This window comes from Streptomyces sp. NBC_01390 (assembly GCF_045040105.1).
GTDB lineage: Bacteria > Actinomycetota > Actinomycetes > Streptomycetales > Streptomycetaceae > Streptomyces.
In genome coordinates, this window is sequence record NZ_CP109551.1 from 8,366,967 (window position 1) to 8,379,761 (window position 12,795).

A 12,795-nucleotide genomic window follows, 5' to 3' on the forward strand; every position below is an offset into this window, starting at 1 on the left:
GTGCGGCGCCGTTGTGGCTGGTCGCGCAGTTCCCCGCGCCCCTGGAGACGCTGCCCCTGCGGGGCGCGTCATCCCTCCCGGAGCCGCATCCCTCTGCCAGCCGTCTTACACCTCCAGCAGCCACCTGGCTCCGCCTATCAGTGAGCACAGGCTCACCGCGTGGAACAGGAAGAGCCACAGGCCCGCCGGTACGTGTGTCAGGCGGGACAGCTGGTCCGCGTCCGAGTCGCCCGCTCCGCCCCTGCGGCGCTTGGCCTGGAGTTCGAAGGCCGGGCGGACTCCGCCCAGGAGCAGGAACCACACGACCGCGTAGGCGAACGCCGCCTGGATCTGGGGGCCTGCGAGCCACGACACCACCACGAAGGTGCCGCCGGTGACGAACACCGTGAGGGCGCCGTACGCGTTGCGGATCATCACCAGCATCGCCACCAGCAGCACGGTGGCCAGCCACAGGAGGGCCGTGATGTGGCCGGCGGCGAGGAGCGCGGCGCCGCCGAGGCCGAGCAGCGGGGGAGCGGTGTAGCCGAAGGCGGCCGTGAGGATCATGCCGAGGCCGTGCGGCTTGCCCCGGCTGACCGTGAGGCCACTGGTGTCGGAGTGCAGCCGTATGCCGGTGAGGGTGCGGCCGGTCAGCAGCGCGACCAGACCGTGCCCGCCCTCGTGCGCGATGGTGATCGCGTTGCGCGACAGGCGCCACAGGGGATGCGGGACGATCACGGCGAGCGCGGCCACCATGGTCGCGATCACCACCCACAGGTCGGGGTCGGGCTGGCTGCCGAATATCTCGTCCCAGAGGCCGGCCAGCGAGGTGGATGCGGTGCTGGTCATTGTCTGCGGAGGCTCCTTGGCGTCGCGTCGAATCAGGCAGTGTGGCACGTATGTACGGCCACTGGCTGAGACGTCGTGGGGACACCGATCGTTCCTGGGCGAACGCGCAGGTCACCGGGAGCGAGAGCCGCGGAGTGATTCTGAGTGATCCGGCCCGATCCCCGCACGGCCGGTGTCTCCCGGCCTGCCGCATCCACCTGGAGACGAGCCGGGGTCGCTGTTGGATGAGCGGCGCCTTCTGCGCCACAACAGCCCGCCCCCGATCGCCGACAGGGCGACCAGGGCGAGGGCGGGACCGCCCAGGGTGAGGACGCGTCGGAGAGAGGTCGCGGCGGCGTAACCGACACCCGCCTCCGCCGTGGCCCAGGTGCAGGCCGCGGCGAGGCTGTACGGAGCGATGCGGGGGTAGGGCAGGCGAGTGGCGCCCGCGAGGTGCGGGGCGAGGGTGCGCACCACCGGCAGGAAGCGGGCCAGAAACACCGCCCGGCCGCCGTGACGGTTCATCAGCGTCTCCGCCCGGTGCCAGGCGGCGCCCGGTATCCGACGGCCCATGCCGCCTCCGCGCAGCCGGTCGCCGAGGAACCCTCCGGTGCGGTGGGCGAGGAAGTCACCCGTCACCACGGCGCCGGCCGCGGCGGCGATGACGAGGGGAAGGCTGAGGTGACCGGCGCGGGCCAGCGCGCCTGCGGTCAGCAGCAGGGTCAGCGTCGGGATGAAGGCGCCGACGAGGAGGACCGACTCGGCCAGCACCGCGGTGGCCAACACGGCGTACGCCGCGGCCGGGGAGAGGCGGCCGAGGATGTCGGAGAGCGCGTTCACCGGCGCGCCCTGTCCGGCCGCGGCTCGAACTGGTCCTCCGTCGCGGAGACGAACGGGCGGCGCAGCTGCCAGACGTACGCGGGCGGAATGTTGGCGTACACCGTCCGGCGGCCCGTGGCGTAGGTGCGCTGGTAGGTGCCCATGATCTCGTCCACGGCGGCGTGGCGGCGGGCTTCGGCCCGCGATGCCGTCAGGGCGCGGGCCCTGCGGGTGCCGAGGTAGGCGAAGTAGGTCAGCGTGCCGCCGGGGTGCAGGAGTTCCAGATAGCGGGCCATGACGCGCTCGACCTGCGTGGGCGGAAAGTTGGTCAGGGGCAGCCCGGAGACGATGACGTCGTACCGCTGGTCGGTCTCGAGCCGCTCGATGCGGGTCTCGTGCACGGTCACCCGCGCGGCCCTGTCCGTCAGGTCGGTCAGGTCTGTCAGGGCCTGGTGTGTGGTGACGAGCCGGCGCAGTCGCGCGGCGAAGCGTGGGTTGGCCTCGACGATGTCCAGGCGGCTGCCCCGGGACAGCCGGAGGATCAGGGCCCGGGTGACCGGGCCGGTGCCGGCGCCGACTTCCAGGACTGCCAGGGGGTGGGGCGCTCGAGCCCGTATGGGGTCGGTGAGCGCTCGGGCCAGGGCCTTGCCGCTCGGGGCTATGGCACCCGTGGTGCGCAGATCGCGCGCTGCCTCAAGCAGGAACATCCAGTTCTCGGCGTTGTGCCGCGTCGTCCGTGCACGGTCGTGGGAGGCGTGGGAGGTCCGGGAGGCGGCTCGGTCGGTCATGGAATTGACGCTAGAAAGGCGATCCCGGCAGGGGATCCGCCTATTGGCGGCCACTTCCACCTACGAAAATAGGGGGTCGGTATCGTCGATCGTCAGAAGGAACTCAGAAATCACAAACGGGCGGGAAGGACCTGCGAGACTGGGTGGCGGCTGACGAGGCATGATGCGGTTTCCGCAGGTCGGAGGGGTGGTTGGGGATGTGCGGACGGTATGCGGCGAGTCGGGCGCCGGAGGATCTCGCGGGAGTCTTCGAGGTCGAGCAGTGGGAGCCCGAGGAGACACTCGCCCCTGACTACAACGTGGCCCCGACCAAAGAGGTCTACGCGGTCCTCGACCGCCCCCTCAAGGACGCCGAGGACCCGAAACCGGTTCGGCAGCTGCGGAAGCTGAAGTGGGGCCTCGTCCCGTCCTGGGCCAAGACGCCCGAGGGCGGCGCCCGCATGATCAACGCGCGCGCGGAGACCGTCCACGAGAAGCCCTCGTACCGTCGCGCCTTCACCACCCGGCGCTGCATCCTGCCCGCCGACGGCTACTACGAGTGGGTCACCGCGGCCGGCGAGCGCGAGCTGGAGGTCGAGGGGAAGAAGAAGCGCCCCCGCAAGCAGCCGTACTTCGTGACGCCCGCCGACGGGTCGGTCTTCGCGATGGCGGGCCTGTACGAGTTCTGGCGGGACCGGACCCTGCCCGACGAGCACCCGCTGGCCTGGTGGGTGACCTGCTCGGTCATCACCACCGAGGCCGAGACCTCCCCGCTCGCGGCGGCCCCCGCGGAGGGCCCGCGCGCCCTGGCCGACATCCACCCCCGGATGCCCCTGATGCTCACCCCGGACCACTGGGACGCCTGGCTCGATCCCGCCCATACGGACGTGGACGACCTGCGCGAGCTGCTCGCGCCGCCGCCCGCCGGACTGCTGCGTGCCTACCCCGTCTCCACGGCCGTCAGCAACGTCCGCAACAACGGACCGGAGCTGCTGACCGAGCTGGAGGGGCCCGAGGAGGGCACACTCTTCTGACGTGAGCCCTTCTGACACACATACCGAGACCGTCGAGACCGACGTGGGCACCGCCCGTGTCACCTGGCGTTCCGCCGCGCGGCCCCGGTTCGTCCTGGCCGTCAGCCATGGCGCCGGTGGGGGCATCGAGGCCCGGGATCTGCAGGCACTCGCCGGGGAGCTGCCCGCGCACGGCGTCACCGTGGCGCTCGTCGAGCAGCCCTGGCGGGTGGCCGGAAAGAAGCTGGCGCCCGCACCGAAGACCCTGGACGTGGGGTGGCGGGGAATCTGGCCCGCGCTCGCGAAGCCCGGGCGGCCGGTGATCGCGGGCGGGCGCAGCGCCGGAGCCCGCGTGGCCTGTCGTACGGCCGGGGAACTGGGCGCGGTGGCCGTGCTCGCGCTCTCCTTCCCGCTGCACCCTCCGGGTCGGCCCGACAGATCCCGGGCCGCCGAGCTGCTCGGGGCCGGGGTGCCCACCCTCGTCGTCCAGGGCGGCAACGATCCGTTCGGGAAACCGGCCGAGTTCCCGCCGGGAGAGCACGAGTTGGTGGAGGTGCCCTACGGCGACCACGGCTTCGCCGTGCCGAAACGCGCACCCGTCGGGCAGGACGAGGCGATGGCGGTCATCACCGGCCGGGTCATGGAGTGGATCGCGTCACTCGCGCCGTTGCCCGGGTGATGGCCGGGAATGCCGGGCGCTGGGCAACTGTTGTGCCGATCAGACGCCACGAACGTGGGGTGACCGTTCGTACGAGAGGAAGTCCGCCGCATGGGTTCGACCATCAGCCCGAATCGCCGCAGCAGCGCTGACCTGGACTGGACGGTGCTGCACGCGACGAAGACCGCCCCTATTCGGGCGGCGGGCGGACACGATGTTCGTCTATCCTCCGATTCGAGTGGGATCGGTTTCGGTCTCACCACGTCGTTGGAGGAGGTGGGTCCGGTCACTGGGACCGACGCGGGGACCGAACACGGTCAGGCGGAGCAGCCCGAGGGCCCGGGCAGGAGTGAGTCGACCGCCGAGCGCAGTGCGCGCTTCGAGCGGGACGCGCTCGAATTCCTCGACCAGATGTACTCGGCCGCGCTGCGCATGACACGCAATCCGGCCGACGCCGAGGACCTGGTGCAGGAGACGTACGCCAAGGCGTACGCGTCCTTCCACCAGTTCCGTGAGGGCACCAACCTCAAGGCGTGGCTGTACCGGATTCTCACGAACACGTTCATCAACTCGTACCGCAAGAAGCAGCGCGAGCCCCAGCGCAGCGCTGCCGAGGAGATCGAGGACTGGCAGCTCGCGCGTGCCGAGTCGCACATGTCGACCGGACTGCGCTCCGCCGAGGCGCAGGCGCTCGACCACCTGCCCGACTCGGACGTCAAGGAAGCGCTGCAGGCCATCCCGGAGGAATTCCGGATCGCGGTCTATCTCGCGGACGTAGAGGGCTTTGCGTACAAGGAGATCGCGGACATCATGGGGACACCCATCGGTACGGTGATGTCCCGGCTGCACCGCGGCCGTCGTCAGCTGCGCGGCATGCTGGAGGACTACGCCCGTGACCGTGGTCTGGTCCCGGCCGGTGCCGGAGAGTCGAACGAAGCGAAAGGCTCGGGCTCATGAGCTGCGGAGAGCCGCACGAGACGGACTGCAGTGAAGTACTCGATCATCTCTACGAGTTCCTGGACCGGGAGATGCCGGACTCGGACTGCACCAAGTTCGAGGTCCACTTCGACGAGTGCTCTCCGTGCCTGGAGAAGTACGGGCTCGAACAGGCGGTGAAGAAGCTCGTCAAGCGCTGCTGCGGCCAGGACGACGTGCCGATCGACCTGCGCGCCAAGGTCATGGGGCGGCTCGACATGATCCGCTCCGGGCAGGCCGTGCCCGACCACGACGTGGCTGCCGAGGGCTGACACCGCCGGACGTCGTCGGCCCCGCCGAGGCGGGGCCGATCGCCGTTTCTCCGGCGGTTCTGGGCCGGGACCTCAGACGTCCAGGCCGTTCTCGATCCTCTTCAGGCTGTGCCGGGCCAGCGCCAGGTTGCTGCGCGACCGGTCGAGCGCGACGTAGAGGAAGAGCGCGCCCTTGCTGCTGGCCAGCGGGCGGATCAGGTGGTACTGCCTGCCCAGGGTGATCAGGATGTCCTCGATGGTGTCGTTCATGTCCAGCGAGGCCAGGGTGCGCATCTTCGCCCGTACGACCTCGGTGTTGCCCGCCGCCGCGAGCTCCAGGTCCAGGCCCGGGCCGCCGCCGAGGGTGCCGAGCGACATGCCGCTGTCGTAGTCGACGAGCGCCACTCCGAGCGCCCCGTCCACGGTCATGGCTTCCTTGAGCGCTGTCTCGATGTTCATTCTGCTGCCCCAATTCCTCAGTGACGCTGACTGGTCGCTGTCTGTGCAACTACGATCGAACTCAAGCGACTTGCGGGTCACAAAACATCAACTTTGTTGTGCGTTACGAAAGTTGTCGCTCAAAGTACTGCGCAGTGGTCGTAGGTGAAGGGGGAATGGCGAAATGTCGACGGCAGTTGAGGCTTCACTGGCCCGGTTCCTCGACTCCCCCGGCGTCACCGGTGTCGCCCTCGTCGACGCGGTCACCGGCCTCACCTACGGCGTTGCGGGGGACACCGCCGAGGCCGGGGACGGTTCGGAGAGCTCCGAGTTCGCCGCCCTCGTCGCCGAACGGCTGGGCCGGGCGGGCGCCGAGGGTGAGCTGGAGAGCGTCGTCACGACCAGCGTGCGCCGCCATCAGGTCCTGCTGACGGTGGGCCGCCCGGCCGGCGACCCGCTGCTGCTGACGGCCGGACTCGACCGGCAGCGGGTCAACCTCGCGCTCGCCACGCGCAGCATGGGCGACCTGGCCGGCGAGGTGCTGGCATGACGGACCCGGTCGGCAGATCCGGTCCCACCCCCACGACCGGCACGGATGCGCGGGTGAGCGCATGAGGGCATCCGCCGTGCGCAATCTGCCCGCGCTCCTGCTGGGGCTGCGCGAGGAGGGGTTCAGCGGCACGGTACGGGTCGCGGGCACCCCGGGCGGCACGCTCCACCTGCGCGACGGCCTGTTGGGCGCGATCGAGACACCGGGGGCGCCGACCGCCACCTCGACACTGCTGACCTCGGGCCGGATCGGCGACGAGGACTGGCTCGCCGCGTGCGCCGCACAGCGCGACGCGGAACTGCTCGGGAAACAGTTGGTCGCCGGCGAACTGGTGGGCGCCGTCGAGCTCGAAGTCATCTGCACGGCAGCCGTGTTCGACGCGGCCTTCGCCATGTCGCTGGGTGCGCCGGGCAGTTGGGAGCTGAGCGACCCGGAGCCCGCTCTTCTCGCCCGACCGGGCGTGGAACCACGGCAGTTGACCGACGAGACCACGCGGCGGATCGCGCTGCTCAGCCGCCTGTGGGGACCCCCGGGCGAACTGGCCCGTGCGCGGCCCGTACCCGGTACGGGAGTTGTGGAGGGGCCGCTCTCCGGTCGGCACGAGAACATTCTGAACCAGGTCAACGGACGCCGTACGGCCCGTGATCTCGCCTTCGCGCTGGGGCGCGGGCTGTACGCCGTGATGCTGGACCTGATCCGCATGGAGTCGTACGGGTTGCTCCGGTGGGAGCCCCCGACCGTTCCCGGCGGCCGGCCCAGCACGGCGCCACGCGTCACCCCCGGCCGTACGCGGGCTGCGGGCCCGTCGCCGGTGCCGTCGAGAACCGAGCCGCTGCCGAGGCGGATGCCTCGTGGCGGAGAGAAAGGGGGGAAGTGAGTGCGGACGATGGAAGAGATGACCCAGGCACCGACCGACGTGCTGACGGAAACGAAGAGGGAAGCAGCGAGGGAATCGGCGAGGCGAACGGACAGGCGAGCGACGACGGAAACGCGTCGGAGAGCGCGGACCAGGTTCACGACGACCAAGGGGTGAGCACACCCCCTCTGCCCGTACGGAAGCCGCTTCCCGTACGGGGTGCGGCAAACCCCGCCCTGCTGGGCCCCTCGGCCGAAGAACTGGCCGCCGACCAACCCTCTGTCGAGACGCTGCGGCGGGTCCGCCATGCGTTGCGCGCTCTTCCCGAGCCCGACTGACCGCAAGGAGTACGTCCCATGGGTCCCCTGAGCCCTCCGAACCCTCCGAGCCCGCCGAGTCCCCGGAATCCGCTGAGCGACGACTCCCAGTCCGCCCAGGATTCCCAGGCATCCCAGTCCTCCCGGCTGACCGACATCCTGGCCTCGTTGCGGGAGCGGGTGATGGGAGTCTCCGAGAGCGTCCTGTCCACGGTCGACGGGCTTCTCGTCGTGGCCGACGCGGACACCGTGCACCCGGAGTCGGTCGCCGCGCTCGCCGCCGCGACGCTCGGGGTGAGCCGCCGTATCGCCGAGCAGGCGAAGGTCGGGGCCCTGCGCGAGGTGGTCGCCCGGTGCGGCTCCGGGCATGTGATCGTGCTGGCCGTCGGCGAACGTGCCCTGCTGACCGTCGTGGGCGACGACGGGCTGGACATCGCCGCGTTCCAGCGTGAGTCCCCGGCGACGGTCGAGGACCTGGCCAAGCTCCTGGCGGCGGACGTGGCGTACTGACACGTGAGACGGAAGCCGCCCGCGACCCCGGCGCCGGTTACGTCTGATACGCCCGCTTCCCTCTAACGGGCTAATCTGCGGCTTCTGAGGCCTGAGATTCGCCCAATGCCTCCGTACGGCCGCTGCCGGCCGCCCTATCCTCCATGTCCCGGAGCCTGAACAGGCTCGCGCCGAACGCCCTGTCGGCGCCGGTCCGGGACGCGGGGGAGGGAGCGCCATGCGGTCGATCACACCGTGGGCGCGGGTCTACGTCATCACTGTCGCCGTCGGGGCCGTCCTCTGCGCGGCGCCCGTCCGGTACGCGCACGCCCCCTGGGGCGCCGTGGCGCTGTTCGCCGCGCTGTGCGCCGCGTGCGAGCAGCTCGCGGTCGGCCGCTTCGGCGGGGGGCCGGGGTACGAGGGGCCGGGCGCCGCCGGTCCCGGTGGCACCGGGGGCGGACCGCCCAGGTGGCACACGCCCGTCCTGCTCGCCGGCGCCTTCCTGCTGCCGCCCGCCGCTGCCGCCCTCGTGCCGCTGCCGGGCGCGCTGCTCGTGCGGGGCGCGGAACGGACGCCCTGGCCGCGTCGGCTCTGGCGGGCCGGACAGCTCGGGATCGGCGCCTGGACGGCCTCGCGGGTGCACTGGTCGCTCGGTGGCCCCGACACGGTCGTCTCCTCCTACTTCCCGTACGCACTGGCCGCCGCCGGGGCGGCCGTCGTCGCGTTCTGCCTGGTCCTGGCCCTGCTCGACGGAGGCATCCTGGCGCTCGCCGAACGTGTCCCGGTACGGCTGGCCTGGCGGGGCCTGTTCGTACGGTCACTGGTACCGGTCGGGGTGCACGGGCTCGCCGGGCTGATGATGGCCGTCCTGTGGCGCAGCCCGTACGGGCCGCTGGCCGCGCTGCTCGTGCTGCTCCCGATGTGGGTGTCGTGGTGGGTGTTCGCGCAGTACCACCGGGAGCGGGCGGCACATCAGGCGACGATCAGGGCGCTCGTGCAGGCCGTCGACATCAAGGACGGGTACACGCGCGGGCACAGCGAGCGGGTCGGGCAGGCGTCGATGGTGATCGCGCGGGAGCTGGGCATGGACGAGGAGCGGGTGGAAGTGCTGCGGTTCGCCGGAATCCTGCACGACGTCGGGAAGCTGGGCGTTCCCACGAGGCTGCTGCGCAAGGACGGGCCGCTGACCCCGGAGGAGCGGCGGGTGATCGAGCTGCACCCGGAGTACGGCCACGAGATGGTCCGGGGCATCGGCTTCCTCGGGGAGGCCCGGTCGGCGATCCTGCACCATCACGAACGGCTGGACGGGAGCGGGTACCCCTACGGGCTGGTCGGCAGCCAGATCCCGGAGTTCGCGCGGGTGGTCGCCGTCGCGGACGCGTTCGACGCGATGACGTCGACTCGGTCGTACAGCAGGGCGCGACCGGTGGGGGTCGCTCTCGCTGAGCTTGAACGGTGCGCGGGGTCACAGTTCGATCCGGTGATGGTGGGAGCGTTGGTGAGGGGGTTGGAGCGGCGGGGTGGATGGCATCCGGCGGTCACAGCCGACTCGGTGCAGTCCCCTTGTGATTTCCCACCCAACCCACCCGTTTCCAGTCCGATTTCCAGTTCGGCCACCACACACCCCGCCGGCGTTCCCCGTCCCGAGCGGCTTTCCGGGCAGGTCGGCAGTAAGGACGGGGGGAGATGAGGGCCCTCGTGCACGCCACCGCCGCTCTCCTCGTCGCCCTCTCCCTCGCCCACACCCTCTGGTACGGGCTCGACGAGCGTGCCGTCGCGCTCTCCTTCGGGCTGCTCGTCATCGCGGGGGAGCTGACCCGGTGGAGCGGGCCCGAGTCGCGGGAGGCGGCGCCGCTCGCCGCCGCCGGGGCCCTGTCGTACGCGCTGCTGGGGGAGGACGCGGGACGGGCCACCCACCACGGCGCGCTCCAGGTCGTCACCGTCGTCGTCGCGGCCACCCTCGTCGGCTGTGTGCCGCACGTCGCGCGGGGACGGGGGCCGACCACCGACCACCTCGCCCGCCGGGTGCTCACCGCGGGCTTCGCCGCCATCTGCTTCCAACCCCTCTACAACCAGGGCGTGTTCGAAGCCTGGGGCGGCTCCGCCTACGTCCTCCTGCTCGTCGCGCTGCTCGTGCTCACCACGCTCTGCGACGCCGTTCTCGCGGCCGCGCTCGCGCACGCGCGCACCGGCTGGCCCTTCGGCCCGCTGCTGCGGGACGAGCTGCGGGCCATGCTGGGGATCGGGACGGCCGTGTGTGCCACCGGGGTCGTCATGGCGCTCGCCGTCGCCGTCGTCGGACTCTGGGCGCTGCCCGTCTTCTCGCTGCCGCTGCTCCTCACCCAGTTCGCCTTCCGGCGGTACGCGGCCGTGCGGGCCACCTACCGGCAGACCATCGCCTCCCTGGCCCGCGCCACCGAGATCGCCGGGTACACGCCGCCTGGGCATGCCCGGCGCGTCGCGGTGCTCAGCGGGGCGGTGGGCCGGGAGCTGGGGCTGTCCGAGCCGGAGCTGACCGTGCTGGAGTACGCGGCCCTCATGCACGACATCGGGCAGCTCAGCCTCGTCGACCCGGTACCGGCCGGCGCCACGGCCGTACTCCCCGTGGCGGAACAGCGCCGGATCGCGCTGCTCGGCGGGGCCGTCGTACGGCAGACGGGGGTGGCCGCGGCCGTCGCCGTGGTCGTGGAGCGGCAGGCCGATCCGTACCGGGAACAGCCCGTCTCCGCGCAGATCGTGCGGGCCGTCAACGCCTACGACGAGAAGGTGCGGGACGCCGGAGCGGGCGGCCCGCTGCGGGCGCTGGAGGAGCTGCGGCTCGGCACGGGCCGGGACTACCAGCCCGAGGTGGTGGAATCCCTCGCGCGGGTACTCGCCAGGAATGGTGGAGTCGTCCGGGAGCGCATCGGTTGAAGGTGGTGGTGGGAGAGGGGTGGACGGTCTTACGCTGCCCTCGGTTGGGTAACCCATGGGTAATGAGCGCCCCTCCAGCGGTCCGTGGTTGGATGCGAGGGAGAGGCTGTACGGGGGCAGAAGCCGGCCCACTCCACGGCACTGGCAGGCGGGAATCGTGAGGATCTTCGGCAAGGGACGGCACCGGCCCTCCGCCTCATGGCGGCAGGCCACCGACCGCGCGTTCACGCTGATCGGCGACGGGCGGTACGAGGACGCGGGCGCGTTGCTGACACGTGCCGCCGATCTTGAACCCTGGCTGTCCGAGTCCTGGTTCAATCTCGCCCTGCTCCACAAGTTCCGGCACGACTGGGAGCAGGCGAGGGCGGCCGGTCTCCGGGCCATCGCCCTGCTCGACCGGGAGACCGGGGCCCCCGACTGGTGGAACGTGGGCATCGCGGCCACCGCCCTCCAGGACTGGCCGCTGGCCCGTCGGGCCTGGCAGGCGTACGGGCTGCGGGTACCCGGGGGCGCCGCTGCCGCCGGTGAGCCCGCCGGGATGGACCTGGGCAGCGCGGCCGTACGGCTGTCGCCGGAGGGCGAGGCCGAGGTCGTGTGGGGGCGGCGGCTCGACCCCGCGCGCATCGAGGTGCTGTCGATTCCGCTGCCGTCCTCAGGGCGGCGCTGGGGCGAGGTCGTGCTGCACGACGGGGTGCCCCACGGGGAGCGGACCACCGCGGCCGGGCACTCCTACCCCGTCTTCGACGAGATCGAGCTGTGGGCGCCCTCGCCCGTGCCCACCTGGGTGGTCCTCCTGGAGGCCGCCGCCGAGGAGGACCGGGACGCCCTGGAGAAGCTGGCGTCCGACGCCGGGTTCGCGGCGGAGGACTGGTCGTCGTCGGTGCGGTTGCTGTGCCGGATGTGCTCGGAGTCACGGATGCCGTCCGACGAGGGGGACGGGGAGCACCTTGATCCGCACGATCACAGTGAGCCGGGGCATCCCGGGCCGCTGGGGCATCGTACGGACGGGCAGTTCTGGGCGCCTGAGCGGGAATGTGGCATCGCTGCCCCGGCCTCTCTTGTACGGGGGCTGCTGGACGGGTGGGTTGCTGACAGTCCGGAGACTCGGGACTGGCGGGATCTGGAAGAGGTCTGCTGAGGCTTGTTGCCGGGTGCGGGGCCGTCGTGGCTTGTCGCGCAGTTCCCCGCGCCCCTGACGGGGCGCTTCCCCCCGTACCCTGTATCAGCAACTCTCCCCCCGCTTGTTTGTTGAGGAAGGCATCGTCGGTCATGGCGCAGCAGGACACCGATCAGCAGCACGTGGGCGTGCTCCCCGTGGACGACGAGGGGTTCGTCGTCGACACCGAGGACGGCGAGGAGCGTGAGGCGGCCTGGCGTGAGCGCGGGACCTCGCGGCCCATCACGGTCGTCGGCAACCCGGTGCTGCACAAGGAGTGCCAGGACGTCACCGAGTTCGGCGCGGAGCTGGACCAGCTGGTCGCGGACATGTTCGCCAGCCAGCGCACCGCCGAGGGCGTGGGTCTGGCCGCCAACCAGGTCGGCGTCGACCTGAAGGTCTTCATCTACGACTGCCCCGACGACGACGGCGCCCGCCACACCGGCGTGATCTGCAACCCGAAGCTGGTCGAGCTGCCCGCCGACCGGCGTCGGCTGGACGACAGCAACGAGGGCTGCCTCTCGGTGCCGACCGCGTACGCGCCGCTCGCCCGGCCGGACTACGCCGAGGTGACCGGGCAGGACGAGAAGGGCAACCCCATCAAGGTGCGGGGCACCGGCTACTTCGCGCGCTGTCTGCAGCACGAGACCGATCACCTGTACGGATACCTGTACATCGACCGGCTCTCCAAGCGCGAGCGCAAGGACGCCCTGCGGCAGATGGCCGAGAACGAGCCCAGGTACCCCGTGGTCGCGAACGACTGACAACTTCTGACAACGCCTGAGG

Annotated in this window: 16 protein-coding genes; 12 read left to right on the forward strand and 4 right to left on the reverse strand. The window is 71.4% G+C overall.

The genetic code is table 11. The features are described 5' to 3' along the window. Positions 1-105: 105 nt before the first annotated feature. From OG241_RS37770 to OG241_RS37780, 3 genes are all read right to left on the reverse strand, one after another. Positions 106-828, reverse strand: a complete 723-nt coding sequence (locus OG241_RS37770; RefSeq protein WP_405821956.1) for a M50 family metallopeptidase — start codon at positions 826-828, stop codon at positions 106-108. Between the two features lie 111 nt (positions 829-939). After that, positions 940-1,647, reverse strand: coding sequence for a DedA family protein (locus tag OG241_RS37775; RefSeq protein WP_405821958.1), 708 nt, complete (start codon positions 1,645-1,647; stop codon positions 940-942). After that, positions 1,644-2,414, reverse strand: coding sequence for a class I SAM-dependent methyltransferase (locus OG241_RS37780; RefSeq protein ID WP_405821960.1), 771 nt, complete (start codon positions 2,412-2,414; stop codon positions 1,644-1,646). Before OG241_RS37780 ends, OG241_RS37775 begins: the two co-directional genes overlap by 4 nt. A gap of 197 nt (positions 2,415-2,611) precedes the next feature. On the opposite strand from OG241_RS37780, the gene OG241_RS37785 reads away from it, so the two are divergent. The 4 genes from OG241_RS37785 (at position 2,612) to rsrA (ending at position 5,311) form a co-directional block, all read left to right on the forward strand. Next, positions 2,612-3,427 (forward strand): SOS response-associated peptidase, encoded by an 816-nt coding sequence (locus OG241_RS37785; RefSeq protein ID WP_405821962.1) that lies wholly within the window; start codon positions 2,612-2,614, stop codon positions 3,425-3,427. Between the two features lies 1 nt (position 3,428). Continuing rightward, positions 3,429-4,085, forward strand: coding sequence for an alpha/beta family hydrolase (locus OG241_RS37790; RefSeq protein WP_405821964.1), 657 nt, complete (start codon positions 3,429-3,431; stop codon positions 4,083-4,085). A 255-nt stretch (positions 4,086-4,340) separates the two neighbouring features. Continuing rightward, complete coding sequence (gene sigR, locus OG241_RS37795) at positions 4,341-5,021, forward strand: RNA polymerase sigma factor SigR (RefSeq protein ID WP_044474046.1); 681 nt, start codon at positions 4,341-4,343, stop codon at positions 5,019-5,021. Beyond that, positions 5,018-5,311, forward strand: a complete 294-nt coding sequence (gene rsrA / locus OG241_RS37800; RefSeq protein ID WP_405821966.1) for a mycothiol system anti-sigma-R factor — start codon at positions 5,018-5,020, stop codon at positions 5,309-5,311. Before sigR ends, rsrA begins: the two co-directional genes overlap by 4 nt. Positions 5,312-5,383: 72 nt before the next feature. On the opposite strand, the gene OG241_RS37805 is transcribed toward rsrA, so the two are convergent. After that, positions 5,384-5,749, reverse strand: coding sequence for a hypothetical protein (locus OG241_RS37805; protein WP_318321874.1), 366 nt, complete (start codon positions 5,747-5,749; stop codon positions 5,384-5,386). Between the two features lie 163 nt (positions 5,750-5,912). On the opposite strand from OG241_RS37805, the gene OG241_RS37810 reads away from it, so the two are divergent. The 8 genes from OG241_RS37810 to def all read left to right on the forward strand — a co-directional run bounded on the left by OG241_RS37810 (position 5,913) and on the right by def (position 12,773). Continuing rightward, complete coding sequence (locus OG241_RS37810; protein WP_405821968.1) at positions 5,913-6,278, forward strand: hypothetical protein; 366 nt, start codon at positions 5,913-5,915, stop codon at positions 6,276-6,278. Between the two features lie 61 nt (positions 6,279-6,339). Beyond that, on the forward strand, positions 6,340-7,155 hold the full coding sequence (locus OG241_RS37815; RefSeq protein WP_405821970.1) for a hypothetical protein: 816 nt from the start codon (positions 6,340-6,342) through the stop codon (positions 7,153-7,155). A gap of 152 nt (positions 7,156-7,307) precedes the next feature. Beyond that, positions 7,308-7,472 carry a hypothetical protein gene (locus tag OG241_RS37820; protein ID WP_329271121.1) on the forward strand — a complete coding sequence of 55 codons (165 nt, stop codon included), beginning with the start codon at positions 7,308-7,310 and terminating at the stop codon, positions 7,470-7,472. Between the two features lie 18 nt (positions 7,473-7,490). Then, positions 7,491-7,961: a roadblock/LC7 domain-containing protein gene (locus OG241_RS37825; protein ID WP_405821972.1), complete on the forward strand. Its 471-nt coding sequence runs from the start codon at positions 7,491-7,493 to the stop codon at positions 7,959-7,961. Positions 7,962-8,178: 217 nt separating this feature from the next. Then, positions 8,179-9,630, forward strand: coding sequence for an HD-GYP domain-containing protein (locus tag OG241_RS37830; protein WP_405821974.1), 1,452 nt, complete (start codon positions 8,179-8,181; stop codon positions 9,628-9,630). Further along, the gene (locus OG241_RS37835; protein ID WP_405821976.1) at positions 9,627-10,853 is read left to right on the forward strand and encodes an HD-GYP domain-containing protein; all 1,227 of its coding nucleotides are present in this window, start codon (positions 9,627-9,629) and stop codon (positions 10,851-10,853) included. Before OG241_RS37830 ends, OG241_RS37835 begins: the two co-directional genes overlap by 4 nt. 157 nt (positions 10,854-11,010) lie before the next feature. Continuing rightward, complete coding sequence (locus OG241_RS37840; protein WP_405821978.1) at positions 11,011-11,991, forward strand: tetratricopeptide repeat protein; 981 nt, start codon at positions 11,011-11,013, stop codon at positions 11,989-11,991. A gap of 131 nt (positions 11,992-12,122) precedes the next feature. After that, on the forward strand, positions 12,123-12,773 hold the full coding sequence (def, locus tag OG241_RS37845; RefSeq protein WP_006376702.1) for a peptide deformylase: 651 nt from the start codon (positions 12,123-12,125) through the stop codon (positions 12,771-12,773). Positions 12,774-12,795: the final 22 nt, after the last annotated feature.